Source organism: Muricoccus harenae (assembly GCF_009848505.1).
In the GTDB taxonomy this organism is placed as follows: Bacteria; Pseudomonadota; Alphaproteobacteria; order Acetobacterales; family Acetobacteraceae; genus Roseomonas; species Roseomonas harenae.
The window spans coordinates 136,718-160,867 of record NZ_WWDL01000003.1; the positions used below are offsets into that span (position 1 = coordinate 136,718).

The 24,150-nt window shown below is 69.4% G+C and carries 24 protein-coding genes; 13 read left to right on the forward strand and 11 right to left on the reverse strand.

What is annotated here, in order from left to right; translation table 11 throughout:
• Positions 1 to 150: 150 nt before the first annotated feature.
• Positions 151 to 1,620 (forward strand): tetratricopeptide repeat protein, encoded by a 1,470-nt coding sequence (locus GSE44_RS04100; protein WP_159347520.1) that lies wholly within the window; start codon positions 151 to 153, stop codon positions 1,618 to 1,620.
• A gap of 256 nt (positions 1,621 to 1,876) precedes the next feature.
• The gene (locus GSE44_RS04105) at positions 1,877 to 2,227 is read left to right on the forward strand and encodes a hypothetical protein (RefSeq protein ID WP_159347521.1); all 351 of its coding nucleotides are present in this window, start codon (positions 1,877 to 1,879) and stop codon (positions 2,225 to 2,227) included.
• A 61-nt stretch (positions 2,228 to 2,288) separates the two neighbouring features.
• On the opposite strand, the gene GSE44_RS04110 is transcribed toward GSE44_RS04105, so the two are convergent.
• On the reverse strand, positions 2,289 to 2,996 hold the full coding sequence (locus GSE44_RS04110; protein WP_159347522.1) for an endonuclease V: 708 nt from the start codon (positions 2,994 to 2,996) through the stop codon (positions 2,289 to 2,291).
• 59 nt (positions 2,997 to 3,055) lie between these two features.
• Between GSE44_RS04110 and ligA the strand changes: the two genes are divergently transcribed.
• Positions 3,056 to 5,230, forward strand: coding sequence for an NAD-dependent DNA ligase LigA (ligA, locus tag GSE44_RS04115; RefSeq protein WP_159347523.1), 2,175 nt, complete (start codon positions 3,056 to 3,058; stop codon positions 5,228 to 5,230).
• Between the two features lie 22 nt (positions 5,231 to 5,252).
• Here the strand turns inward: ligA and GSE44_RS04120 are convergent, their stop codons facing one another.
• Both GSE44_RS04120 and GSE44_RS04125 read right to left on the reverse strand, forming a co-directional pair.
• Entirely contained in the window at positions 5,253 to 6,179 is a 927-nt protein-coding gene (locus GSE44_RS04120; protein ID WP_159347524.1) for a hypothetical protein, read from the reverse strand.
• 71 nt (positions 6,180 to 6,250) lie between these two features.
• Entirely contained in the window at positions 6,251 to 7,651 is a 1,401-nt protein-coding gene (locus GSE44_RS04125; RefSeq protein WP_235924545.1) for an MFS transporter, read from the reverse strand.
• A gap of 125 nt (positions 7,652 to 7,776) precedes the next feature.
• On the opposite strand from GSE44_RS04125, the gene GSE44_RS04130 reads away from it, so the two are divergent.
• From GSE44_RS04130 to GSE44_RS04140, 3 genes are all read left to right on the forward strand, one after another.
• Positions 7,777 to 8,406: a LysE family translocator gene (locus tag GSE44_RS04130; RefSeq protein WP_159347525.1), complete on the forward strand. Its 630-nt coding sequence runs from the start codon at positions 7,777 to 7,779 to the stop codon at positions 8,404 to 8,406.
• Positions 8,407 to 8,687: 281 nt separating this feature from the next.
• Complete coding sequence (locus GSE44_RS04135) at positions 8,688 to 9,332, forward strand: peroxiredoxin-like family protein (RefSeq protein WP_159347526.1); 645 nt, start codon at positions 8,688 to 8,690, stop codon at positions 9,330 to 9,332.
• 92 nt (positions 9,333 to 9,424) lie between these two features.
• On the forward strand, positions 9,425 to 10,330 hold the full coding sequence (locus GSE44_RS04140) for a LysR family transcriptional regulator (protein ID WP_159347527.1): 906 nt from the start codon (positions 9,425 to 9,427) through the stop codon (positions 10,328 to 10,330).
• 60 nt (positions 10,331 to 10,390) lie between these two features.
• On the opposite strand, the gene GSE44_RS04145 is transcribed toward GSE44_RS04140, so the two are convergent.
• The 3 genes from GSE44_RS04145 to GSE44_RS04155 all read right to left on the reverse strand — a co-directional run bounded on the left by GSE44_RS04145 (position 10,391) and on the right by GSE44_RS04155 (position 13,395).
• On the reverse strand, positions 10,391 to 10,678 hold the full coding sequence (locus tag GSE44_RS04145; protein ID WP_159347528.1) for a hypothetical protein: 288 nt from the start codon (positions 10,676 to 10,678) through the stop codon (positions 10,391 to 10,393).
• 143 nt (positions 10,679 to 10,821) lie between these two features.
• Positions 10,822 to 11,100 (reverse strand): hypothetical protein, encoded by a 279-nt coding sequence (locus GSE44_RS04150; RefSeq protein WP_159347529.1) that lies wholly within the window; start codon positions 11,098 to 11,100, stop codon positions 10,822 to 10,824.
• Between the two features lie 507 nt (positions 11,101 to 11,607).
• On the reverse strand, positions 11,608 to 13,395 hold the full coding sequence (locus tag GSE44_RS04155; RefSeq protein WP_268893620.1) for an aminopeptidase P family protein: 1,788 nt from the start codon (positions 13,393 to 13,395) through the stop codon (positions 11,608 to 11,610).
• Between the two features lie 164 nt (positions 13,396 to 13,559).
• Between GSE44_RS04155 and GSE44_RS04160 the strand changes: the two genes are divergently transcribed.
• Both GSE44_RS04160 and GSE44_RS04165 read left to right on the forward strand, forming a co-directional pair.
• On the forward strand, positions 13,560 to 13,922 hold the full coding sequence (locus tag GSE44_RS04160; protein WP_159347531.1) for a DUF1127 domain-containing protein: 363 nt from the start codon (positions 13,560 to 13,562) through the stop codon (positions 13,920 to 13,922).
• A 197-nt stretch (positions 13,923 to 14,119) separates the two neighbouring features.
• Complete coding sequence (locus GSE44_RS04165; RefSeq protein WP_159347532.1) at positions 14,120 to 14,434, forward strand: hypothetical protein; 315 nt, start codon at positions 14,120 to 14,122, stop codon at positions 14,432 to 14,434.
• Positions 14,435 to 14,472: 38 nt separating this feature from the next.
• On the opposite strand, the gene GSE44_RS04170 is transcribed toward GSE44_RS04165, so the two are convergent.
• Together GSE44_RS04170 and GSE44_RS04175 are read right to left on the reverse strand one after the other, a co-directional pair.
• Positions 14,473 to 15,378: a 50S ribosomal protein L11 methyltransferase gene (locus GSE44_RS04170; protein ID WP_159347533.1), complete on the reverse strand. Its 906-nt coding sequence runs from the start codon at positions 15,376 to 15,378 to the stop codon at positions 14,473 to 14,475.
• Positions 15,379 to 15,403: 25 nt separating this feature from the next.
• A complete protein-coding gene (locus GSE44_RS04175; RefSeq protein WP_235924546.1) occupies positions 15,404 to 17,608 on the reverse strand; it encodes an ATP-dependent helicase in 2,205 nt (734 codons plus the stop codon).
• 108 nt (positions 17,609 to 17,716) lie between these two features.
• Here GSE44_RS04175 and GSE44_RS04180 point away from each other — a divergent pair, with 108 nt between their 5' ends.
• On the forward strand, positions 17,717 to 18,652 hold the full coding sequence (locus tag GSE44_RS04180; RefSeq protein WP_201305930.1) for a hypothetical protein: 936 nt from the start codon (positions 17,717 to 17,719) through the stop codon (positions 18,650 to 18,652).
• Between the two features lie 6 nt (positions 18,653 to 18,658).
• Here GSE44_RS04180 and GSE44_RS04185 read toward each other — a convergent pair whose 3' ends face one another.
• Positions 18,659 to 18,901: a hypothetical protein gene (locus GSE44_RS04185; protein ID WP_159347535.1), complete on the reverse strand. Its 243-nt coding sequence runs from the start codon at positions 18,899 to 18,901 to the stop codon at positions 18,659 to 18,661.
• Positions 18,902 to 19,046: 145 nt separating this feature from the next.
• Here GSE44_RS04185 and GSE44_RS04190 point away from each other — a divergent pair, with 145 nt between their 5' ends.
• Complete coding sequence (locus GSE44_RS04190; RefSeq protein ID WP_159347536.1) at positions 19,047 to 19,619, forward strand: DUF2239 family protein; 573 nt, start codon at positions 19,047 to 19,049, stop codon at positions 19,617 to 19,619.
• Positions 19,620 to 19,682: 63 nt separating this feature from the next.
• Positions 19,683 to 20,084, forward strand: a complete 402-nt coding sequence (locus GSE44_RS04195) for a DoxX family protein (RefSeq protein ID WP_201305921.1) — start codon at positions 19,683 to 19,685, stop codon at positions 20,082 to 20,084.
• A gap of 24 nt (positions 20,085 to 20,108) precedes the next feature.
• Here the strand turns inward: GSE44_RS04195 and metF are convergent, their stop codons facing one another.
• Positions 20,109 to 21,035, reverse strand: coding sequence for a methylenetetrahydrofolate reductase [NAD(P)H] (metF, locus tag GSE44_RS04200; RefSeq protein ID WP_408015088.1), 927 nt, complete (start codon positions 21,033 to 21,035; stop codon positions 20,109 to 20,111).
• A gap of 179 nt (positions 21,036 to 21,214) precedes the next feature.
• On the opposite strand from metF, the gene GSE44_RS04205 reads away from it, so the two are divergent.
• On the forward strand, positions 21,215 to 22,054 hold the full coding sequence (locus GSE44_RS04205; RefSeq protein WP_159347539.1) for an MlaA family lipoprotein: 840 nt from the start codon (positions 21,215 to 21,217) through the stop codon (positions 22,052 to 22,054).
• Between the two features lie 44 nt (positions 22,055 to 22,098).
• Positions 22,099 to 22,806, forward strand: coding sequence for an MlaC/ttg2D family ABC transporter substrate-binding protein (locus tag GSE44_RS04210; protein WP_235924547.1), 708 nt, complete (start codon positions 22,099 to 22,101; stop codon positions 22,804 to 22,806).
• Between the two features lie 89 nt (positions 22,807 to 22,895).
• Here GSE44_RS04210 and GSE44_RS04215 read toward each other — a convergent pair whose 3' ends face one another.
• Positions 22,896 to 24,074: a M20 aminoacylase family protein gene (locus tag GSE44_RS04215; protein ID WP_159347540.1), complete on the reverse strand. Its 1,179-nt coding sequence runs from the start codon at positions 24,072 to 24,074 to the stop codon at positions 22,896 to 22,898.
• Positions 24,075 to 24,150 lie beyond the last annotated feature (76 nt).

The following is a 24,150-nucleotide window of genomic DNA, read 5'->3' on the forward strand; positions in this document are numbered from 1 at the left end:
CATGGCGCGGGCACCACACGGCGGGCACGGCGACGATCGGCTCCTCCCCGATGGACGAGGGCCGGTGGGTCTTGGCCAAGCTTCTGATCCGAACGTGCATTCCGGTGCCCGCTCGGGCAACATATCGCCTCCATCGGGGAGCGGCCGGCGATGGATGACAGCAAGCGCATCGCGGGAACCATCCGCGACTACATCGCCCGCGAGCACATGTCCCGCGACGAATTTGCGTTCCGGACCAAGCTCGGCCGATCCACGGTGGACAAGCTGCTGGTGGGGCTTTTCTCGGAGAGGACGCTCTCCGTCGTGGAGGCGCATACAGGACTGACGCTGCGTTCCTCCGGCAGGCCGGCGGATTCGGTTGACCTGGTTCCGGATACCTCCGACGCGCCACTGCTGGGTGCCGAAGCATCCATCCTGGCGGCGCCACGCCTTCCGAACCGGCCCTCGATCGCGGTCCTGCCCTTCACGAATATGAGCACGGATCCCGAGCAGGAATTCTTCTCGGACGGAATCACCGAAGACATCATCACGGAGCTGTCGCGACTTCGCTGGCTCTTCGTCATCGCCCGCCATTCGAGCTTCAGCTACAAGGGAAGGGCCGTGGATGTCCGCCATGTCGCGAAGGAGCTTGGCGTCCGCTACATTCTCGAGGGCAGCGTCCGCACCTCCGCCACGCGCATCCGAGTCACCGCCCAGCTCGTCGAGGCGGAGATGGGAAAGCACATCTGGGCCGAGCGCTACGACCGCGAGCTGAACGATATCTTCGCGGTTCAGGACGAGATCACCCGGAACGTCGTCGCTGCCATCGAGCCGCATCTCTATGCTGAGGAGGGATTCCTCGCCGCGAGCCGGCCGCCCGAGAGCATCGATGCCTGGGGCCTCGTGGTCCGGGCCATGGGCCTGATCAACCGGATCGGCCGCCGGCAGAACGAACAGGCGCGGGCCCTGCTCGAGGAGGCCGTCCGTATCGATCCGGGCTATGCGCGGGCGCATGCCGTCCTTGGCTGGGCGGTCTGGTGGGCGGCGCGCTGCTATTGGTGGCATGACATCCAGGCGGGCTACCAGCAGGCCGCGCAGCATGCCGAGCAAGCGGTTGCGCTCGATCCCAGCGAGCCATGGGCCCGGATGACACTGGGCCTCTGCCTGAGTGATGCGAGGCGGCATGAGCGTGCGGTGGCGGAACTTCGGGCCGCGCTCGACCTCACCCCAAGTTTCGCGCTGGGACGGACATTCCTCGGCTGGGTCCTGCTCCGCGCGGGACATTTCGAGGAGGCGATCGCGGAGACCGGAAAGGCGGTGCGGATGAGCCCCGCGGACAGCTTCTCGGGCCTCTACACCGCCACCCATGGGCTCGCCCTGCTCGGCTCGCAGCGCTTCCAGGAGGCGCTGCCCTTCCTGCGATCCTCGGTCGCGGCCTTCACCGAGTATTCCGGCCATTACAACACGCTGATCAGCTGCTGCGGCCATCTTGGGCTGCAGGAGGAAGCGCGGGGCTTCATCGAGGCACGGAACAGGGTCGGCCCGCCCATCTGTGTCAGCGTGCTTCGCAGGAACCTGAATGGTTTCGCCCATTGCGGCGTGTTCGTCGAAGGACTCGTCAAGGCTGGCGTTCCGGAGTGAGCCGCGAATGCTGGCTGAGCCATGCGCCGCGAGGCGCCGGGCATCGGGCATGCCAGTGGTCGTCCCCTTCCCCTCGCTGACAGGGATCTGGCTGCCGATCACCATCGGATCGAGCGGCGCAACGACGAGGCATTCCGGAATTTTCCGGAAAGTTTTGGAAAACTCCGGCGATAGCGTCGGAAAGTTTCGCCCGGCAGATTGCATGCACCGGCAACGAACCGGGCAAGCAAGAACATCGACGGGACGAGACAGCACCATGAACATCATCGCATTCGACGCCGCCGCAACGCTCAGCCGCGGGCTGGGCAAGAGCCTGAGCATCACCGTCCTCGCCGCCAGCCTGATTGGCGCGGCGGCCAGCCCCTCCCTTGCCGAGGGCGATTACGTGGCGGGCCCCACCGCCTCGCCGTCCTGGACGCAGGCTGCGTCCCGCACGCCGCTCGCAAGCGTCGCGCCCATCCGGATGCACCGGCTGGCGGGCGGCGATGACCAGTATGTCGTCGGGCCTACCGCCTTCGAGGCTTGGCCGCAGGCCGAGGGCCGCACGCCCCTCGCTGCCCCTGGCATGAACAAGGGGCATTTCGACTTGGCGAGCCAGGGCGGCTGACATCATCCATAGGCCCGGCCCCTGGGAAGGGGTCGGGTCTTCGCTTATCCAGAACCCGCGCTCAGAGCAGCCCCGCCCCCTCGCCGGCGGCACGGCGCGCCTCCCCCGCCAGCCTATCCGCCAGCCTGGTCGGCTCCGGCAGACGATAGCCGGCGAGCCAATCCATCACATGCCGAACCGCCGTCTCCAGCGAGATGCGGTGGCCGGTGGAGACGAAGAGCGGTTGCACGCGGCGCTTGCTGCGGAGGACTGTGGCGATCTGCCGCCCTTTCCAGACCAGCGGCGCCTGACTGCCCGCTTCCTCCCCCAACTCGCCTTCCACCCGGCCGACAAGGATGGATTTGGCGACCCCGATGGTGGACAGGTCCAGAACCACGCCGAGATGGGTGGCGATGCCGCAGCCGCGTGGATGGCTGGTGCCGTGGCCGTCCACAAAGATCAGTTCCGGCCGCCGCGGCAGCTTCGCCACGGCGCCGAGCACGAAGGGGATTTCGCGGAAGCCGAGAAAGCCGGGAATATAGGGGAAGGCGGGGGTGCCCTCCTCCAGGCCGGTTGCCATCGGCCGGGAGCGGGCCTCGGTGCCGAGCAGCACGGCCATGGCCCGCACCCGGTCCGGCGCACCACGCGCGGCGCCGGCGCAGTCCACCCCGGCGACGAGGCGGGGCTGGGCAGGCAGGCGGTCGGCGCTTTCGGCACGGGCTGCGATGGCGTGCTGGGCATCCCGCGCCGCCTCCAGGTCTGCGGGGTGGATCCAGTCCTTTGGCGTCATGCCGGAACAACGCGGGGAGCCGCGTTCCGTGGCAGGGCCGCGCCTGCTATCTCCAACCCATGGCCGAGAAGAACCCCTCCCCTGCCCTGCCGCCCGAGGATCTGACCGAGGAGGAGGCCGCGCGGGAGCTGGAGAACCTGGCCCTCCGCATCGCCGAGGCGAATGCCGCCTATCATGTGAACGACGCGCCGATCATGTCGGACGCCGAGTATGACGCCCTGTTTCGGCGCAACCAGGCGATCGAGGCGCGCTTCCCGGATCTGGTGCGGCCGGATTCGCCCTCGAAGAAGGTGGGCGAGGAGCCGGCGGCCGGCTTTGCCAAGTCACGGCACGGCACGCCGATGCTGTCGCTCGACAATGCCTTCGCGCCCGAGGACTTTTCTGAATTCGCGGCCCGCATCCGGCGTTTCCTGGGACTGTCTGCCGAGGAGGTGCTGCGCTTCGTGGCGGAGCCGAAGATCGACGGGCTTTCGGTGAACCTGACCTATGAGGACGGGCAGTTCGTGCGGGGCGCCACGCGCGGCGACGGGATGGTGGGCGAGGACATCACCGAGAACCTCAAGACGCTGGATGAACTGCCGCGCCAGCTGAAGGCGCCCTTCCCCGAGCGGATCGAGATCCGGGGCGAGGTCTTCATGACCAAGGCGGATTTCCTCGCCTTCCACGCGGAGCAGACGCGGCTTTTCGAGGAGCGGGAGCAGCGGCGCGAGGCGGGGGAGAAGGTGGGCGAGGCCGTTCGCATTCCCGTCAACCCCCGCAACGCGGCGGCGGGGTCGTTGCGGCAGCTGGACCCCAAGGTGACGGCGAAGCGGCCGCTGCGGCTCTTCGCCTATGCGCAGGGGGCCTCCTCCTCGCCTGTGGCGGAGGCGCATTCGGAATATCTGGACGTGCTGCGGGGCTGGGGATTCCGGGTGAACCCGCTGTCCGAGTTGCTGCGGGACGAGCATGCGGCGGCGGCTTTCCAGGCCGCCATGGGCGAGCGCCGGGCCGGGCTCGACTATGATATCGACGGCGTCGTCTACAAGCTGGACCGGCTGGACTGGCAGTCCCGTCTTGGCTTCGTCGGGCGTGCGCCGCGCTGGGCCATCGCCTGGAAGTTCCCGGCGGAGCGCGCCACGACGAAGCTGCTGGAGATCCAGATCCAGGTCGGGCGCACCGGCGCGCTGACGCCACGTGCCGTGATGCAGCCGGTCAATGTCGGCGGGGTGATGGTGCAGCATGCGACGCTGCACAACGAGGACGAGGTCGCGCGGCGCGATGCGCGCGTGGGCGACACGGTGGAATTGCAGCGCGCGGGCGACGTGATCCCGCAGATCATCCGCGTGGTCGATCCCGATCGCCCTGATCGGAGCGAGCCCTGGGTGCCGCCGACGCATTGCCCGGAATGCGGCAGCCCCGCCATCCGCCCTGAGGGCGAGGTGGTGCGGCGCTGCACGGGCGGGCTGATCTGCCCCGCGCAGCAGGTGGAGCGGCTGATCCACTTCGCCTCCCGCAACGCGATGGATATCGAGGGGCTGGGGATCGAGAATGTCGTGCTGCTGCACGAGGCGAAGCTGGTGGAGACGCCGGCCGACATCTTCCGGCTGAAGGATCATGCGGCGGTGCTGCGCGGCTGGAAGGGCTGGGGCGGCAGCGCCAGGGGCGAGTCGAAGAAGGTCGCCAACCTGCTCGCGGCCATCGAGGCGCGCCGCAGGCCAAGCCTGGAGCGCTTCATCTTCGCCCTCGGCATCCGGCGCATCGGCGAGCAGAACGCGCGGCTCCTGGCGCGGCACTACCACACGGCGCAGGCGTGGCGGCAGGCGATGCTGGATGCACGGGTGATCGGCAGCGAGGCGCGGGAGGATCTGGGCGGCATCCAGGGAATCGGTCCCGCCATCGCGCAGGAGCTGGTCGCCTTCTTCTCGGAGAAGCGGAATGTCGATGCCATCGACGACCTGCTGCGGGAGGTGACGCCGGAAGAGGCCGAGGCGGTGGCGGAAGGGGCGCTTTCCGGCAAATCCATCGTCTTCACCGGCAGCATGGAGACGATGACGCGGCAGGAAGCCGAGGCGCGGGCAGAGCAGCTTGGGGCGAAGGTGGTGAAGTCGGTCTCGAAGAAGACGGATTTCGTCGTGGTCGGCGCCGATGCTGGATCGAAGGCGAAGAAGGCGGCAGAGCTGGGGCTGAAGACTCTGACGGAAGCGGAATGGCGGGAGATCGCGGGCTTCGCGGCCGTGGGGGGCGCTGCCCCCTGATCCCCGCCGGGGTGGGCACGCGTCAGATTGGCTCGGCTTCCAGGCGGGCAAAGGCGACGAGGTCGTCGGCTCCGGGGCGGCGCAGCGCGGGATGTGCCGCGGAAGCGCCGGGCGGGGGCGCGGGCCAGCGGCGCAGGTCGATCAGGCGGGTGGCGAACCCGGCCTCGGTGAAGGCGGTGCGGATCTGGGACAGGCCGAGGCGGTTCACATAGAGGCCGCTGCGGGCCACCAGCCCGCCCTCCCAGAAGGAGGGGGGGAAGCGCAGCGTGTTCAGGGCGCCGCCGACATGGTCGTGGAAATCGATGGCATGTACGCCCAGCGCCTGCGGGGCGGAGAGGCGGCGCAGGGCGGCGAGAAGGCCGGGCAGCGCGTCACGCCGCACATGCTCCAGCACCACGTCGGAGATGACCAGTTCCACCGAGGCTTCGGGAATGGTTGAGAGCACCTCGGTGCCACCGAGGAGGTAGGTTGCGCCGCAGGCGGCCAGGGCTTCCTCTCGCGTCGTGGCGCCATCCAGCGAGGGCGCGGGCAGGCCGGCGGCGCGGGCGAGTTCGGCGGTGCGGGCATAGGCGGCGGGATCGGCGGGGGCATCGTCCTCGACATCCGCGAACCAGACTGGGCCGCAGCCGAGGGCGGCATAGGCGGCGGCGCGGGTGACGAGGCGTCCGGGCCCGATCTCCAGCACGCCGCGGGGAGGGCGGCCGTGCAGGGTGGTGAAGCGGGCCACATGGTGCATGGGCTCGCCCAGGACGCGGCTTTCGGCCTCATGGATGAAGCTGTGGCGGTTCACCCCGGCCCGGCGCAGCAGGTCATGCGGCAGGCGCAGCGCGGCGATGGCGAGCTTCGCCGCCATCTTGCTCCACCAGGGAACCCGCGCCCCCGAGGCATAGCCGGGCGGGACGACATCCTGCCGAACCGCATCATCCTGCATGTCGTTCCCCGCGCTCACGCCCCGCTTCTCCCCCAGCGCAGGGTCCGCGGCAACCAACTACGGGATTCAGGAGCGGCGCCCCTGGCCCGTCAGCGCAGAACCGGCTCCGCCTCCGGCGGCAGTAGGTCCGGCGCCGTGCGCGCGGTCCGGGAGGCGTTCCAGACCAGCGCCGCCATCCCGATCACCACCACCGCCGCGACGTAATGGGCCGCCGCGTGCCGGTTGGCCGCCAGCAGGAGCGAGACCAGCAACGGCGTGACGCCGCCGAAGATCGCGTAGGAGACGTTGTAAGAGAAGGACACGCCGGTGAAGCGGGTTTCCGCCGGGAAGGCATGCACCATCAGATAGGGCACCACGGTAATCATGCCGACCGAGGCGCCGGCCAGGGCATAGAGCGGCAGCAGGTTCTCCGGGTTCGCCTCCACTCCGAAGTAGAGCGCGTAGGTGGAGGCAACCAGGGCGAGGCCGCCCACAAGTCCGACACGGAGTGCGCCGAAGCGGTCCAGCAGGGCGCCGGCGACCACGGCCATGACGGTCAGCGCGAAGGTGGCGGCAACGTTGGCGCCGAGGGTGGTGGCAGGCGCCAGGCCATGCATCTTTTGGAACAGGGCCGGTGTCATCAGGATGACCACCACGATGGCGGCGGTCAGCATCCAGGTCACCAGCATCGAGATGATGATGGAGGTGCGCTGGTTACGCAGCATGGTCTTGATCGGCATCTCGCGCTCGGGGCCGGCGCGACGGCGCATCGCTTCGAAGACCGGCGTCTCGTGCAGCCAGCGGCGCAGATACATCGCCACCAGGCCGAAGATGCCGCCGGTGATGAAGGGAATGCGCCAGGCGAAATCCGCCACCTCGGCCGGGGTGTAGGCGAGATTGATGCCGGTCGCCATCAGCGAGCCCAGCAGGATGCCGCCGGTCAGCCCGCCGGTGAGCATGCCGCAGGCCAGGCCGACGCGGCGGGCGGGAACGTGCTCGGCCACGAAGACCCAGGCACCCGGTGCCTCGCCGCCAATGGCCGCGCCCTGGAGCACGCGCATGAGCAGCAGCAGGATCGGGGCGGCCACGCCGATGGAGGCATAGGTGGGCAGCAGGCCCATGATCAGCGTCGGCACCGCCATCAGGAAGACCGAGAAGGTGAAGACGCGCTTGCGGCCGAACAGGTCTCCGAAATGCGCCATGATCACGCCGCCAAGGGGCCGTGCCAGATAGCCCGCGGCGAAGATGCCGAAGGCCTGCAACTGGCTCAGCCATTCCGGCATGTCCGGTGGGAAGAAGAGCTGCGCGATGGCCGTGGCGAAGAAGACGAAAATGATGAAGTCGTAGAACTCAGCGCACCGCCGAGCGAGGCGAGGAAGAGGGTGCGGGCATCCTGACTGGTCAGGCGGCGCGTCTCGGGGCGGTGGTGATCCATTCGTGAGATTCCAGGGGGCAGAGCCGGCGGAAGCTTTCGCGCTGGCAGGATGCGACGACATATTGCGTCGCAGCATGGCCGTACCACCACCGATCGGGCAGGCGAGCCATGTGTTCCGGGCAGCCCGGCATCAAGGTTGCTGATCTGCGGGATCAGGATAACGCGTTCGACCCCTCGCCCACCGGGGAACAGAATGGGTCCATGCCCGTCGATCCCGCCCTTCTCCTCGCTTGCGTCCTGGCCAGCGTCGTGGTGGCGCTGTCGCCGGGACCAGACATGATGTTCGTGCTAGGGCAGACGCTCGCCGGCGGCGCGCGGCGGGGCTGGGCGGCGGCCATGGGGATTTATTGCGGGGCCGCGGTGCATATCCTGCTGGCGGCGCTGGGCGTGGCCGCGCTGCTGGCGGCCGAACCGGCGCTGTTCACCGCGCTGCGGCTGGCGGGCGGGGCCTATCTGGTCTGGCTCGGGGTGCAGGCGCTGCGCGCGGCCTGGATTGGCGCTCCGGCGGTGCTGCCCGAGGGCGTCGCGGCGCGTCGCGTGGTGCTGCAGGGGATGCTGACCAACCTGACCAATCCCAAGGTGGCGCTGTTCTTTCTGGCATTCCTGCCGCAATTCGTGGCCCCAGAGCGGGCGCCGGAATGGGTGCAGATGCTGATCCTGGGACCGGTGCTGCCGCTGGTCGCGGTGCCGGTCTTCGCGGTGCTGATCGCAGGAGCAGCCAAGGCTTCGGCACGGCTGGCACGCTCCGGCCGCGCCGCACGCTGGCTGTACGGCGCGGCCGGGACGATCTTCCTCGGGCTGGGGGCGCGGCTTCTGGTCAGCCGCGGCTGAGGGCCGCGCGCGGTCATGGTCAAGGACAGCACCGAGCCGCGCGGCCGAGGATGTTTCCCTGGAGATGATGGGCATCCTCGTGGCTAACGCGATTGGTCCATGGCGAGGAACTATCGAGGGGTCATGGCCGTTCCGCAAAGGACTGGCGCCTGCGAGGGGGAGCTCAGCCGCGGTCACCTGGCGCATCCGGGATGGATACCGGGCCGGCATCGAAACCATGCCCGGAAGCCCCGCTGACGCCGGGCCGTGGAATGACGAGATTGGTGATCGAGGAGGCCCAGATGAGGCTGAACGAGATCCTGGACGGGTTACGCGAGGACACGGCGGCACAGCCAGCGGTGCACGGTGCCACCGAGGCGATGTTCGCGGAGCTGCGGCGCAACGGCGCCGTCCGCCACGCGCTGTCAGTCGGCGATCCGTTGCCGGACTTCATGCTGCCCGACCCGACCGGCAGTTTCGTGGAGCGGGACGAGATCCTGGCAAAAGGACCTCTCGTGCTGACCTTCTTCCGCGGCCATTGGTGCTCGGCCTGCGAGGCGGCGGTGGATGCGATGCTCGAAGCGCTGCCGGCGATCCGGGAGGCAGGCGCGACGCTTCTCGCCGTGACGCCGGAGACCGGAGGCCACGCGCTGCGCGACCAGGCCCGCACGCCACCTGGGCTGCACATCCTCTCGGATGTGGACAACGGCCTCGCGCTCGCCTGCGGCGTCGCCTTTCGGGTTCCAGCGCATTACCGCGGCATGCTTGCGGCGCATGGAGTGAATCTCGAGGAACGGCAGGGCAGCACGTCCTGGTTCCTGCCCGCCCCGGCGACTTTTGTCGTGGATCGCACCGGGATCGTGCGCTGGTCCTTCGTGGATGTGGACTTCATGCGCCGCGCGGATCCCGCCGCCGTGGTGGAGGCTCTGCGCGCCCTGCCGGGCTGACCATCCTGGCGAGCACGAAGAAGGGCCTTCGTCACGCCGCCGGATGCGCTACCCTGCTGCCCGAGACACGGCGCAAAGGCTGGGCGCATCCCTTGGACCTGACGCAGATCCGCTACTTCCTCGCGCTCGCCCGCACACTGAATTTTACGCGTGCGGCAGAGGCGACGAATGTCACCCAACCGGCGCTGACCCGCGCCATACAGCGACTCGAGGATGAATTGGGCGGGCCGCTGATCCTGCGCGAGCGCGCGCTGACGCAGCTCAGCGAACTCGGCCGCACGATGCTGCCGCTGCTGCAGGCGACCTATGACGCCGCCGAGGCGGCGAAGGCGCGCGCGGCCGATCACCGGCGCGGGGCGGACGAGGCGCCGCTGCGGATCGGCATCAGCGATTCGGTGCATGTCGATGGTTTGCCGCGCGTGTTGCGTGCAGTCGCGGGACGTGTGGGCGAGATGCGCCTGACGTTACGGCGCGGCGGAGTGTCCATGCTGACGGAGGCACTGCTGGGTGGCGACCTCGATGCTGCGTTCTTGCCGGAGGTGGTGCCGCTACCCGAGCGCCTGAACCGCTGGCCCTTGTGGTCGGAAGGTGTCGTCGTGCTCGTGCCGGATGATCATGCGCTCGCGGCCTCGGCAAGCATTCCTGCCTCGGCACTGCATGGAGAGAGCGTGGTGGCGCTGGATGCGTCCCATCCGATCGCGGCAGCGATGCTGCGGCTGGAACAGGAGCACGGCATCCGGCCGCGCCCGGAGCATGCGGCCGATTGCCACTTGGATGCAGGGCTGATGGTGGCAGCGGGAATCGGGCTGGGCCTCGCGCCGGTCGGGGCAGTGTTGCCGGCGGGGGTGGTAGCGCGGCCGCTGGCGGAGCCGGAGATGGCGCATCCGATTGTGCTGAGCACGGCGGCCGGTCGTCCGATGAACCGGGCGGTGAGTGCTTTCGTGAAGCTGGTGCGTGCGGTGCGTTGGGAGGGTGGGCGCATCGCCTCGGCGCCGTGACAGGCGTCGCACCCGGCCGCCCTGGGGGCGGCCGGGTTCGCGTCGGGCAGGCGTGAGGGTTCAGCTGCCCTGGGAGGTGAAGTCGAACGCGCCGATGACGCCGGCCAGCGGCGTGCGGCCGGAGGCGGAGGGCGAGGCGGTGGGGCCTGCAACATACTGGTCGTCACCACCGGCATACCGGTTCTGCACCGCGAAGTAGGAGCCGGCGAGCGGGGTGCGGCCCTCGGACTGGCTCCAGGACTGCGAGGCGGTGGGGCCGGAGATGTAGTCGCCCTCGGCGAAGGAGGGGCCGGCGACGCCACCGACCAGGGCAGTGGCGAGGACGGCAATGGGGAGGATCTTGCGCATGGCGGGGGTTCCTTCTCTGTCTGGGTGGTGCGGCTCGGTGCCGCAGTGATGGATAGGACGAGGCGGGGATGGCCGGCTGTTCCCCCCGGCACACCGCGTCACGCTCTCATCGGTGGAGGCGGCGATGCGCGAGGGACGGGGCCTCAGCTGCTCTGGGAGGTGAAGTCGAACTCGCCGATGACGCCGGCCAGCGGCGTGCGGCCGGAGGCGGAGGGCGAGGCGGTGGGGCCTGCGACATACTGGTCGTCACCACCGGCATAGGGGTGCTGCGTGGCAAGGGCGCCGGCGAGCGGGGTGCGGCCCTCGGACTGGCTCCAGGACTGCGAGGCGGTGGGGCCGGAGACGTAGTCGCCCTCGGCGAAGGACGGGGCGGCGCCGGCGATCAGGGTGGTGACCAGGGCGGCAGCGAAGATCTTGCGCATGGGAGGTTGTCCGTTCTGTTTGGCGCGGCGGGCTGCCGCTTTCCGTGACCCAAACCTGCCCAAACAGCGCCGCCACGGCCAATGCCGGTGCGGCATCATCCCCATTCCGCAGCGGCATCCGCGCGAGGGCGCGGCGTCGCTGCGGAGCTTCATTTTGCCGGGGAGCTTGGTCTGCTTATCGCCGCGCGGCGCATCGCGCCCGAGCGGATCGGCATGCGACAGAACTACTTCCGCGAGTCAGGCGATCATCACCTGCGTTCCCGCATGCACGCGCCGAGACGATGCGGCGCAGGTGCTGCAATCGCCTAAGCGCAGCGCCATTCCGCGTGACATCTTCAGCAGCCAATTTCGCGATTCATGTGACGCAGGGCTGAAGGTTATCATTCGGTAATGGCCACAACCGCATCCACACCAATGCCGTCCACACCAGCGTGAACAGCGGCGATGCTTCATATGACCGGAGGAGATCCGGCGAAGGATGCGTCCTTCGCCGGATCGGTCACGCCGCTAAAGCGGTGCACAGGCGGCGCGGATCCAATCCGCGGTGGCGCCGTCCAACCCCGGGGCGACCTCCACGAGGATGCGCGCGTGATAAGCGTCGATCCAGGCGCGCTCGGCGCGATCCAGCGCCTCGGCATCGATCAGCGCGCGCTCGAAGGGAACGAGAGTGAGGGTCTCGAAGTGCAGCCAGCGCTTCGGACCGCGCGCGCCGGCATCGGCGCGCACGAGCAGCAGGTTCTCGATGCGGATTCCGTAGGCACCGGGCAAATAGAAACCTGGCTCATCGGACAGGATCATGCCCTCGCGCAGAGGGATGCTGGCGGCGTTGCGGGAGAAGGCGGCGGGGCCTTCATGCACCGAGAGGAAGGCGCCGACGCCATGGCCGGTGCCGTGGTCGTAATCCAGCCCGGCCTCCCAGAGCGGGCGGCGGGCGATGGCATCGAGATGTGGGCCCGCGACACCTTCGGGGAAGCGCGTGGCGGCGAGCGCGATCATGCCACGCAGCACCAGCGTGTAGCGGGTGCGCAGCTCCGCGGGCGGCGCGCCGGGGCCGGTCCAGAGGGTGCGGGTGATGTCGGTGGTGCCGTCCAGATACTGAGCGCCGCTGTCGAGAAGGAAGGACTCGTCCGGCTGGATCACGCGGTTCGTGGCCTCAGTGGCGCGATAGTGGATGATGGCGCCGTGCTCCCCGGCGCCGGCGATGGCAGGGAAGGATTCCGCGCGGAAGCGGTCCTCGGCGCGGCGGAAGGCGAGGAGGCGGTCGGCGGCGGCCATTTCGGTCAGCCCCCCCTTTCGGGCTTCCCGCGCGAACCAGGCGAGGAAGCGAGCCATGGCGCGGGCATCGCGGTGATGGGCGGCGCGGGCGCCATTGCGCTCCGCCTCGCTCTTGCAGGCGCGGGGATGGCGGACGGGGTCGGATGCCTTCGCGATTTCGGCGTCGGCCTTGCGCAGCGTTTCGGCGAACCAGACGGGTGTGGCCTCGGGATCGAGGCGGACGATCTTGCCCTTCAGTGCGGCGAGGGCGGCGGGCAGGCTGGCACGGGGCTCGATGGTGACGGCATTGCCCAGGGCCTTGCGCAGGCTGGGGCCGGCCTTGGCGGGATCCATGAAGAGCGTGACGGAGGCGTCGTCCCGCAGCAGGGCGAAGGCCAGGGCGAGCGGGGTGTAGTCGAGATCGCCACCCCGCATGTTCAGCAGCCAGGCGACCGAATGGGCATCGGCCAGGACCACCGCGTTCTGCCCGGCCTCGCGCAGCTCCGCCGCGATCGCCTCTCGCTTCTCCGCGGCGGAGCGGCCGGCGAATTCTTCGGGCCAGGGCTCGGCCGGGGCAGTGGGGGCTGCGGGGCGGTCCGTCCAGATAGCGTCCAGCGGGTTGGCAGGCAGCGGGACCAGGGTGGCGCCCGAGGCTGCCAAGCGGTCCAGCGCGGCCTGCGGGTGCAGCCAGGGGTCGTAGCCAATGCGCTTCCCGGCCGCGTGCTCTTTCAGCCAGGCAACGGGCGGTTCCTCTGTGATGTGGCGGCGTTCCCAGAGGGCGGGGTCGGTCTGCTGGGCGAGTTGCGTGGTGTAGCGGCCATCGGTGAAGACGGCGGCGCGGTCGGCCAGGACGATGGCGAGGCCGGCTGAGCCGGTGAAGCCGGTGAGCCAGGCGAGCCGCTCGCCGGAAGCTGGGACGTATTCGCCAAGGAATTCGTCGGCGCGGGGGATGATGAAGCCGTCCACTCCGGCCCGGACGAGTTCCATACGCAGGTATTTGAGACGACTTTGCGGCAGTTCTGTCACCAGTTCGTTAACCACGACATGTTTCCCCAGGTTTCTATGCGCTCGGCGCATAGCTCAGCCACATGAACAACGCGACATGCGCCGCCCCTGCAGGTCCATATAGCTCTCACCGAAGGCAGCCGGGCAGCGGGGATATGGGTCCCCGAGCGACGGGCGAGCCTCACAACGGACGACAACCGATGAATCCCCGCATCTCCCAGGTGCAGCATCCCGCGCCGATGATGCCCTTCCCCGCGAACCAGCAGCCGATGAGCACCACCGAGCTTCTCCGCCAGGCGAACGAGGCTCGCAACGCCGTGGTCGCCTCCGGCCTGAAGCGCCTGTTCGCCGCCTTTTCCGACTGGATGGAGCGCCGCCGCGCCGAGGCCGAGCTGCGCTCGCTGACCGATCGCGAACTGGCCGATATCGGCCTGACCCGCGCCGAGATCCCCTACATCCTCAGCGGCCAGCGCCAGACCGAGGCTGTGGTGATTGCAGCCCCGCAGGGCCAGCCGGCCCTGCGGCCCGCGAACGACCGCTTCGGTGACCGCGCAGCCGCTTAAGGCGCCTCACCATCGACTACCGGGACGGCGAGTTCCCCCCCCTCTATCCCCTCGCCGTTCTGATGCCCGGCCCGCGCAGCGCCCCCTCCCCCCGGGCGGCTTCGCGGGCCGGTGCTGTTTTGGGGGCAGGCTTCCTCGCGCTGGCCGCGGATGTTGATGTCGGCTAGGGCTTGCGCCGACGCAGAAGGACCAGCCCGATGGACAAGAACGAAATCACCGCCTGGGCGCTCGCCAATGGCTGGGAGGTGATGGGTGGGCATCCCAGCCTCATCAAGCCGGGCTCGCCGAAGAAGGAAGCCATCGTGCGGCTGGTCTGCCTGGCGACGGTGGTGAACCTCGAGGTGAAGAAGCCGGCGGGGAAGTGGGAGAAGGTGGGCGGCGCGCCCTATGCCAAGGTTATTGCCGATCCCGAGGGCGGACCGCCGGACGGGCTGAACTTTGCCGCGGTGCCGAGCATTTCCAGGCTGATGCAGGACAACCGCGACGCCCGGGTCTTCGCGAAGATGCGCTGAGGCAAGGCCGGGGAGTTCCCCGGCCTTTTTCATCAGCTTCAGCCGCGCTTGCGCAGGACCAGGGTGGTCCAATGGCCGAAGTTCAGGCGGCGCTCCAGATGGAGGCCGCCACGGCGATGCGCGGCCATCACCTGCCGGGCCTGGGTGCCGAGCAGCCCGGCCAGGATGCAGGTGCCGCCGGGGCGCAAGTGGCGGGCGAGGTCCCGCGCCATGGCGCATAGCGGGCGGGCGAGGATGTTGGCGAAGACCAGGTCGTATTCGCCCTTCGACACCACCGGCGACTTCCAGCCATCGGCCAGCACCGAACGCACCAGCGGGCGCAACCCGTTGAGCACGGCGTTCTGGTCGGCCACGCGGACGGACCAGGGCTCGATATCCGTCGCGAGGGCGCGGCGGTGCAGCGCGCTGGCGGCAGCCATGGCGAGGATGCCGGAGCCGGCGCCGAGATCGAGGATCCGCAGCCGGTCCTTCGGCAGCGGGCGCATGCGGCGGGCGACGCCCTCGAAGGCGATAAGGCAGCCGCGGGTGGAGGAATGCTCGCCGGATCCGAAGGCGAGGCCGGCATCCAGCTTCAGCACCGTGCGGCCATGCACCTTGCGGTCCGGCAGATGGGTCGGGCGGATGAGAACGCGGCCGCCGATCTCCTGCTCGGGGAAGGCCTCGGCGGTGCGGGCGAGCCAGCCTTCCGATTCCACGGGCGCGCGCTGCGCCTGGAGATCCAGGCCCGTCATCAGCGATGCCAAAGCGAGGGCGGCGGTGAGGTCATCCTCCTTTGCGCCTTCCTCACGCACGCCTTCGACGCGCCAGGTGTCGGTCTCCTCGTCGAGGAAATAGGCGACGGTGCGGCAGACGCGCTGGAGCGCGGCCTCCACGGCCGGGACGGCCTCTTCCGGCAGGGCGTCGAGCCAGACGGTCTCGAGATTCTGTGCGTGGCGTCGCGACATCAGGCGCGCCTCCAAAGGGGTGGCATCAAGCTTCTTTCAGGAAGGTGTCGATCACGCGCTTGGTGCCGGCCTTCTCGAATGCGACCTCCACGCGGTTGTCATCGACCGAGAGGACGCGGCCATAGCCGAATTTCTCGTGGAAGACGCGTTGTCCCACTTGCATCGTATTGGTGCGGGCTGGGCGTTCCTTCACCTCCCATGAGCCCGCCTCGATGACGCGGGGCCGCTGCGAGGTAATCGGGAACTGGCCGGTGAAGACGGTGGGCTTGTCCAGCATGCGGGCGCGTTGCACGGCGCCGCTGCCCTCGCGCTCGATCTGGTCGGGCGGCAGCTCGTCTAGGAAGCGGGAGGGGATGGCCGTGGACCAGTTGCCATAAACGCGGCGGTTTGCGGCATGGGAGATCACCGCCATCTTTCGGGCACGGGTGATGCCGACATAGGCGAGGCGGCGCTCCTCCTCGAGCGACTTGGTGCCGCCTTCGTCGAGCGCGCGCTGGTGGGGGAACAGTCCTTCCTCCCAGCCGGGGAGGAAGACGAGGTCGAATTCCAGCCCCTTGGCCGCGTGCAGCGTCATCAGCGAGACGCGGGCGCCCTCGGAATTCTCGTCATTCTCCATGACGAGGGCGACATGCTCGAGGAAGCCCTCAAGCGTCGCGAACTCACCGATGGCGCGGACGAGTTCCTTCAGGTTCTCCAGCCGGCCCGGAGCCTCGGCGGACTTGTCCTGCTTCCACATCTCCGTGTAGCCGGACTCGTCGAGCATGGTCGCGACAGCGACGACATGCCCTTCCTTCTGCATCAGCGCGCGCCAGCGGGAGAGGCCGTCGAACAGCTCGCGCATGGCGGCACGGGGCTTGGCGCGCATCACCTCGGTGCGGGCGAGGCGTTCGGCGGCGATGGCGAGGGGAATGCCCTGCTCCCGCGCGCCGAGATGCATCTGCTGCAGGGCACCGTCGCCAATGCCGCGCTTGGGCGTGTTCACGATGCGCTCGAAGGCGAGGTCATCGCTCGGTTGGTGCAGAACGCGCATATACGCCATGGCGTCGCGCACTTCGGCGCGCTCGTAGAACTTCTGGCCACCAACGACGCGATAGGGCAGGCCCAGCGTGATCAGCCGCTCCTCGAAGGCGCGGGTCTGGAAGCCGGCGCGGACGAGTATGGCCATTTCGCCAAGGGAGACGCCCTTGCGCTGCGCCTGCTCGATGCGCTCGCCGACCATGCGGGCCTCCTCCTCGGAGTCCCAGAGCGACACGACGCGCACCTTCTCGCCCTCGGAGTCGTTGCGGCCGGAGCGTAATGTCTTGCCGAGGCGGCCTTCATTCTTCGCGATCAGATGCGAGGCGGCGGCAAGGATGGGACGAGTGGAGCGATAGTTGGACTCCAGGCGCACGATCCTGGCGCCGGGGAAGTCCTTCTCGAAGCGGAGGATGTTCTCCACCTCCGCGCCACGCCAGGAATAGATCGACTGGTCGTCATCGCCGACGCAGCAGATGTTGTGGTGCGACTGCGCAAGGAGGCGGAGCCACAGATACTGCACCGTGTTGGTGTCCTGGTACTCGTCCACCAGGATGTAGCGGAAGGCACGGTGGTACTGCGCCAGCACGTCGGGCTGGGTGCGCAGGATCTCCGTCACGTGCAGCAGCAGGTCGCCGAAATCGGCGGCGTTCAGCGCCTTCAGACGGGACTGGTAGCTGTCATACAGGTCGCGGGCGCGGTTGCCGGCATAGTCGCTGTCCTCGACGGGGGTGACCCGCGCGGGGGTGAGGCCGCGGTCCTTCCAGCGCTGGATCACGGCCATCAGCCCCTGGGCGGGCCAGCGCTTCATGTCGACCGCGGCGGCGTCCATCACCTGCTTCAGCAGGCGCATCTGGTCGTCGGTGTCGAGGATGGTGAAGGAGTTCGTCAGGCCGACATATTCGGCATGGCGGCGCAGCATCCGCGCGCAGAGGGCGTGGAAGGTGCCGAGCCACAGCCCTTCGGCGGGGCGGCCGAGGATGGCGGAGACGCGCTCCCGCATCTCCTTGGCCGCCTTGTTGGTGAAGGTGACGGCCAGGACCTGGCTGGGGAAGGCCCGGCGGGTCATCAGGATATGGGCGAAGCGGGTGGTCAGCACCCGGGTCTTGCCGGTGCCGGCGCCGGCAAGGACCAGCAGCGGCCCGTCCACGGTTTCCACCGCCTCGCGCTGCTCAGGGTTGAGCTTGGCGAGGTAGTCGGTTGACGGGACCGCCACGGCGCGGGGGTCTTCGGAGGGGGGCTGGACTGGTGGGAACACGGGGGCGGCTATAGAACGGGACGCGAACCCGCGCCAAGCATTCGGCACGGGAGGGGGTTCCGCCGCTTGCCGCTTCGCCTCGCCCTTGAATGGTCCGCCCGGCATGGAGGCGTGCTGCTCGCCGTCGGGATCTTCGCGGGGCTGCTAACTCCGCCTGTGGCCGCCGCGCTGCATGGCGTGGTGACACCGGTGGTGGCCCTTCTGATGACCCTGGTGCTGCTGCGGGTCGATCCGGCCCAGGTGGTGTCCTATCTGCGGCGGCCGGCGCTGGTGGCGGCGTTGCTGGGATGGCTGCTGCTGGCCTGCCCGCTCCTCGCCTATGGGGTGGTGCGGCTGACCGGGCTGGATGGCCCGCTGGGCGCGGGGCTGGTGATCATGGCCACGGGCTGCGCAGCCACCTCCTCCCCGGCCTTCGCCCGGCTGGTGGGACTCGACGGGGAGGTGTCGCTGGTGGTGGCAGTGCTCTCGACCCTGCTGGTGCCCTTCACCGCCCCTCCCCTCGCCCTGGGCCTGCTGGGGATCGACCTGTCCATTTCCCTGCCGGCGCTAATGGGGCGGCTGGTGCTGCTGGTCGGCCTGCCGCTGCTGCTCTCCGTCGTCATTCGCCGGATCGTGCGGCGGGAGGTGCTGGACCACTGGGGGCGGGCGGTGGACGGAGCCGTGGTGCTGCTCGTGGTGCTTTACGGCTTCGGGATCATGGACGGCGTGCTGGCGCGGCTCCTGGCGGCGCCGGGCTTCGTGCTGGGCGGCGTGGCCCTGGCCTTTGCTGGCGCCTTCGGGCTGAATGCGGTGACGGCGCTGGCCTTCGCCCCGGCCGGAAAGCGGGTGGCGCTTTCGGCGGGGCTGCTCTCCGGGAACCGGAACATGGCGCTGTATTTCGCCGTGCTGCCCGCAGCGACGGATTCGCGCCTGCTGCTGTTCTTCGCCCTGTGCCAGTTCCCGCTGTTCCTCTCCCCCTTTCTGCTGCGACCGGTCTACCGGCGGATGCGGGTGGAGAGCTGAACCGGGTTAGCCGCCCCATTTCGTCAGCATGAAGGCGGCGAGGAAGCCGCCACGTCGCTGGGCCTCGTCCAGCAGGTCGAAGGAAAGCACCGAGACGAGCACGCCGCCGCCAATGCGGTGATGGTCGCGATGAGGCGTCCCGGGAGGTCCGCAAATCAGGCAAGCACCGCCCCAAGCACCAAGGGCACTGCCGCTGAGCGGGCCCCAGAGCACGGCCTGGTACTTGGATGGGCCATGGGTTCGCTCCACCAGGGTGTCCTGCGCTGAACGCGGCGTGGCGCCGGCAGTGAAGGAGGACAGTCCGGGCAGCCAAGGCGGCAAATTGCGTTTTACCCGGGTTATATTGACGACAGAATTTTGCCCGGGCATAAACTGGCAAGACGGAGAACTTGCCATGACAGAACCGGGACCCTCCTGCACCGCCTTCCTCGGCACGCGCCGCCTTGCCTCCGGCGAGCCGGGATCTGTGGCTCTGGCAATCCGGGCGCTTCCGGAAGGATCCGGCCCGGTGCTGGTCTTCGATGACCGGACGGGGCGGATGATGGATTTTGACCTACGTGGCTCCGAAGCGGAGGTGCTGGCGCGGCTGGCGCCGCCGGCCGCAGCGCCCCGCGGGCCGGGGCGGCCCAGGCTGGGAGTGGTGGCGCGGGAGGTGACGCTGCTGCCGCGTCATTGGGACTGGCTGGCGGCCCAGCCGGGCGGCGCCTCCGTGGTGCTGCGTAAGCTGGTGGAGGCGGCGCGGGCCGCAGGCACCGACCGGGCGCGGCAGGCTCGGGAGGCGGCAGACCGCTTTATGGGCGCCATGGCCGGGAACGAGCCGGGCTATGAGGAGGCCTCCCGCGCCCTCTATGCCGGAGACGGAGCGCGCTTCGCCGCGTTGACCGAGGGATGGCCCGCCGATGTGCGGGACCATGCCCGCCGGCTGGCGGCTGAGGGAATCGCGGCCGCGGAGTGCCCTGCGGGCTGACCTTGGGCTGCCGCCGGGACAGAATGGCGGCGGCAAATCGTGTGTCCTTCGATGGAGATGACGATGCAGACCGGTACCTCTCCGCCCTCCACAGCCGGCCTGTGGGTCGGGCGCGTGCTGAGCGCGCTCGTGATCCTGTTCCTGCTGCTCGATGGCACGATGAAGGTCATCGGAAGGCCCGAGGTCGAGGCGGCCATGGCGCAGCTTGGCTATCCGCCGGGACTCGGCGTCGGGCTGGGGCTGCTGATCCTGGGGATCGCGGTGCTCTATGCGGTGCCGGCGACCTCGGTGCTGGGGGCGGTGCTGCTGACTGGGCTGCTGGGCGGAACGATGGCCACACATCTGCGCGCGGGCAGCCCGCTCTTCAGCCACCTGCTCTTCGGTTTTTATATCGGGGTGATCGCCTGGGGCGGGTTGTGGCTGCGGGACGGGCGGCTGCGCGCCGTGTTTCCACGGCAGCGCTGAGTCCCGCAGCGCTGACCCCGAGCGTCAGGCCCGGGGGCGCGCCCCCAGGATATGGGCGATGGCATAGGTCAGGTCCGGGCGGTTCAGTGTGTAGAAGTGGAACTCGTCCACCCCATTGGCCTGGAGCAGGCGGACCTGCTCGGCAGCAACCACCGCGGCCACCATGCGCCGGGTCTCGGCGTCCTCCTCCAGCCCCTCGAAGAGCTTGGCCATCCAGTCCGGCACGCCCGCGCCGCACATGGCTGAGAACTTGGCCACCTGCGCGAAGTTCGTCACCGGCAGGATGCCAGGCACGATCGGCACGGTGATGCCGGCCGCATGGGCGCGGTCGATGAAGCGGAGGAAGGTCGGGGCATCGAAGAAGTACTGGGTGATGGCGCGGGTGGCGCCCGCATCGATCTTGCGCTTGAGGTTGTCCAGATCGGCCTCGGGCGAGGTGGCGGTCGGGTGGACCTCGGGATAGGCGGCGACCGAGATCTCGAAGTTGCCGATGCGCTTCAGCCCGGCCACCAGGTCGGCGGCATAGGCGTAGCCGCCGGGATGCGGAACGTAGCTGGTCTGGCCGGCCGGTTGGTCACCCCGCAGCGCGACGATGTGGCGGACGCCGGCATCCCAGTAGGACCGGGCGACCTCGTCCACCTCCTCCTTCGTGGCGCCGACGCAGGTGAGATGCGCGGCGGGGGTCAGGGAGGTCTCGCGCAGGATGCGGGTGACGGTGGCGTGGGTGCGGGCCTGGGTGGTGCCGCCGGCCCCATAGGTGACCGAGACGAATCGCGGCCGCAGCGGCTCCAGCCGCTGGATGCAGGACCAGAGCTGGGTCTCCAGCGCATCGGTGCGCGGCGGGAAGAACTCGAAGGACAGCAGCGGCGCTGGCATGGCCGTCAGCGACGGCAGCGCGCCGACGCGGGGGCCGGCCAGCCAGTTCTGGAGCGTCTTGGCGGGAGGCGACATCTCGTTCATGGCGCGCTTCTTAATGCAGGTTGGGGTCGCGTCGATACCAGGATGTGGCGGACCGGAGCCCGCGGTACCGGGCCGTCCAGGGACCGGGGGGCTTTCCCGGCTGTGCCGCCCTTGTTTCCCGTATCATGCCGCAGATGCTAACAGCTTGACGACCCTGGATTCCCGGAGCCATGCGCCCCTTCCGCCCGATTGCCCGCTGCCTGCCGGCCACCCTCCTCGCCCTTGCCCTTCTCGGCGGGGCTCTGACGGGCTGTGCCACCCGCCCGCCGGCCGATGATCCGGAGGCGCTGGAGGAGTTCCGCGCCACCAACGACCCGATCGAACCCTGGAACCGCGCGATGTACGACGTGCACCAGGCGATCGACACGGTGGTGCTGCGCCCCGTGGCCGTGGGGTATCGCGCGGTGGTGCCCGGCCCGGTGCGGACGGGCGTGGCGAATGCGCTGAGCAACCTGCGCAGCCCGGTGATCCTGATCAACGACGCGTTGCAGGGCGAAACGCAGCGCTTCGGTACCACCCTGGGCCGGTTCCTGCTGAACACCACGCTCGGCGTGGGCGGCATCCTCGACGTGGCCGAGGATCTTGGCCTGCCGGAGCACAGCGAGGATTTCGGCCAGACGTTCGCCGTGGCCGGGGTGGAGGAAGGGCCCTACCTGTTCATCCCGATCCTGGGGCCGAGCAACCCGCGGGACCTGCTGGGCTATGCCGCCGACATCGCGGCAGATCCCTTCACCTGGCTGACCTTCGGCAACCGGGACCTGGCGGAGACGCTGCAATACATCCGCGCCGGGGCGACGGTGGTCAGCACGCGGGAATCTCTGTTGGACACGCTGGACGACGTGCAGCGGACCAGCCTGGACCCCTATGCCACCCTGCGCAGCGCCTACCGGCAGCGGCGCGCGCACGAGATCGCGAACCGGCCGGGTGCCAGGGAGTCGGCGCCCCAAGGATTGGGAACCGGGCTGGGCGCCGGACTTGGCAGCGCGACTCCCGATACGGCCCAGCCCTGAACCGCGTGCGGGAACGGAAGCGCACAGCACGCGTTGAGGCGGCGATGCCGACGCACCACCTGGGGCGTGACCGGCCGGACGATCGGCCGGCCGCACGCCGCATAGAGAACGAGATTCCTGAGCCGATGATCGAACGACGCACCCTCCTGGCCGCCGGGGCCGCGCTGGTTCTGGCGCGGGCCACCCCCGCCAGTGCGCAGGGGGTGGACACGACGAGGGCCACCGCCTTCATCCAGTCCACAGGCCAGGATCTGGTGGCCGCCATCAACAGCAACGCCCCCGTGGCCCAGCGACGGGAGCGGGTGGCGGCGGTGTTGCGCAACGCGGTGGACGTGGAGGGGGTCGGGCGCTTCATCCTCGGCCGTTGGTGGCGGCAGGCCACCCCGGAGGAGCAGGCGGTCTATCTCCGGCTCTTCGAGGAGATCCTGATCCGCAACCTCTCGGCCCGTTTCGGCGAGTACCAGGGGGTACGCTTCTCCCTCGGCCGCAGCCAGCAGCGGACCGAGGACGACACGCTGGTGAACACCGTCATCGAGCGGCCCAACAGCGCCCCCTTCTCGCTGGACTGGCGCGTGGGCGAGGTGGGCGGGCAGCCCCGCGTGGTGGATGTGATCGCCGAGGGGACGTCCCTGCGGCTGACGACGCGGAGCGAGTATTCGGCTGTCATCAGCCGGAACGGCGGGCGGACCTCGGCGCTGCTGGACGCGATGCGGAACCAGGTGGCGCAGCTGGCGGCCCGCGAAGGACGGTAGGGCGGCGTCGGGAGGCTCTGCCTCCGGACCTCCGCCGGGGCCGCTCCGGCCACCCTGGGCCCGTATTCGCCTGGGGGGACCTCCGGGGCTCAGGCGCCGGTGAGTTCCCGTTCCACGAGGCGCACCAGGCAGCTTGCCCCGATCGGCAGCAGGTCGTCATTGAAGTCGTAGCGGCCGTTATGGACGGGCGTGCGGCTGGTTTCGGATTCGCCCGCCTGGCCGAGCAGGATGAAGGCCCCCGGCGTTTCCTGGAGCATGTAGGCGAAGTCCTCCCCTGCGGTGAGCGAGGGCAGGTCGGCCTTGATGCGCGCGGCGCCCACCACGTCGGTGGCGGCTTCGGCAGCGAGGGCGGCCTGGGACGGCGTGTTGATGGTGGGCGGGTAGGAGTAGTTATGCTCCAGCTCCAGCCGGACACCATGGGCGGCGGCGGTCCCCTCCACCACCTGGCGGAACAGCTTCGCCAGATGGTCATGGGTTTCGGGGCGAAGGGTACGGATGGTGCCCCGCATCTCCACCACCTCCGGCAGCACGATATCGGAGGTGCCGGCATGGAACTGGCCGATGCTGAGCACGGCGGTGTCATGCGGGTCGGTGCGGCGGCTGATCAGGGTTTGCAGCGCGTTGTAGATCTGGACGGCGCAGGGCAGCGGATCGAGGCCGTTATGCGGCTCGGCGCCGTGGCTGCTCCTTCCGTGCAGGCGGATGCTGAAATAGTCCACGGCGGCGAGCACCGTGCCGGGGCGGATGGCGATGGTGCCGAGCGGCATGCTCGGATGGTTGTGCAGCCCGTAGACGGTATCGCAGGGGAAGCGGGTGAAGAGCCCGTCCTTCACCATCTCCAGCGCGCCGGTCAGGCCTTCCTCGGCGGGCTGGAAGATGAAGTGGACGGTGCCGGGAAAGTCGCGCGTGGCGGCGAGATGCTTCGCGGCGCCGAGCAGCATGGCGGTGTGGCCGTCATGCCCGCAGGCATGCATGGCGTGGGGATTGGTGCTGCGATGGGCGAAGTTGTTCAGCTCCGGCATGGGCAGGGCGTCCATGTCGGCACGCAGCCCGATGCTGCGGTTGCCCGGGCGCTTGCCGCGCAGGACGCCGACGACCCCGGTCTGGCCGAGCCCGCGATGCACCTCGATTCCCCAGGATTCCAGCTTCTCGGCCACGATCCCCGATGTGCGGATCTCCTGGAATCCGGTTTCCGGATGGGCGTGGAAGTCCCGGCGCCAGTCCTGCATCTCGGGGCGGAGGGCTTCGATGGAGGCGAGGGTCGGCATCTCAGAACTCCCGGCGATGGCTCGGGCGAGGATGCGGCGCGGCTGGGCGGCAGGCAACCAGGGGCATGGCTGAGGG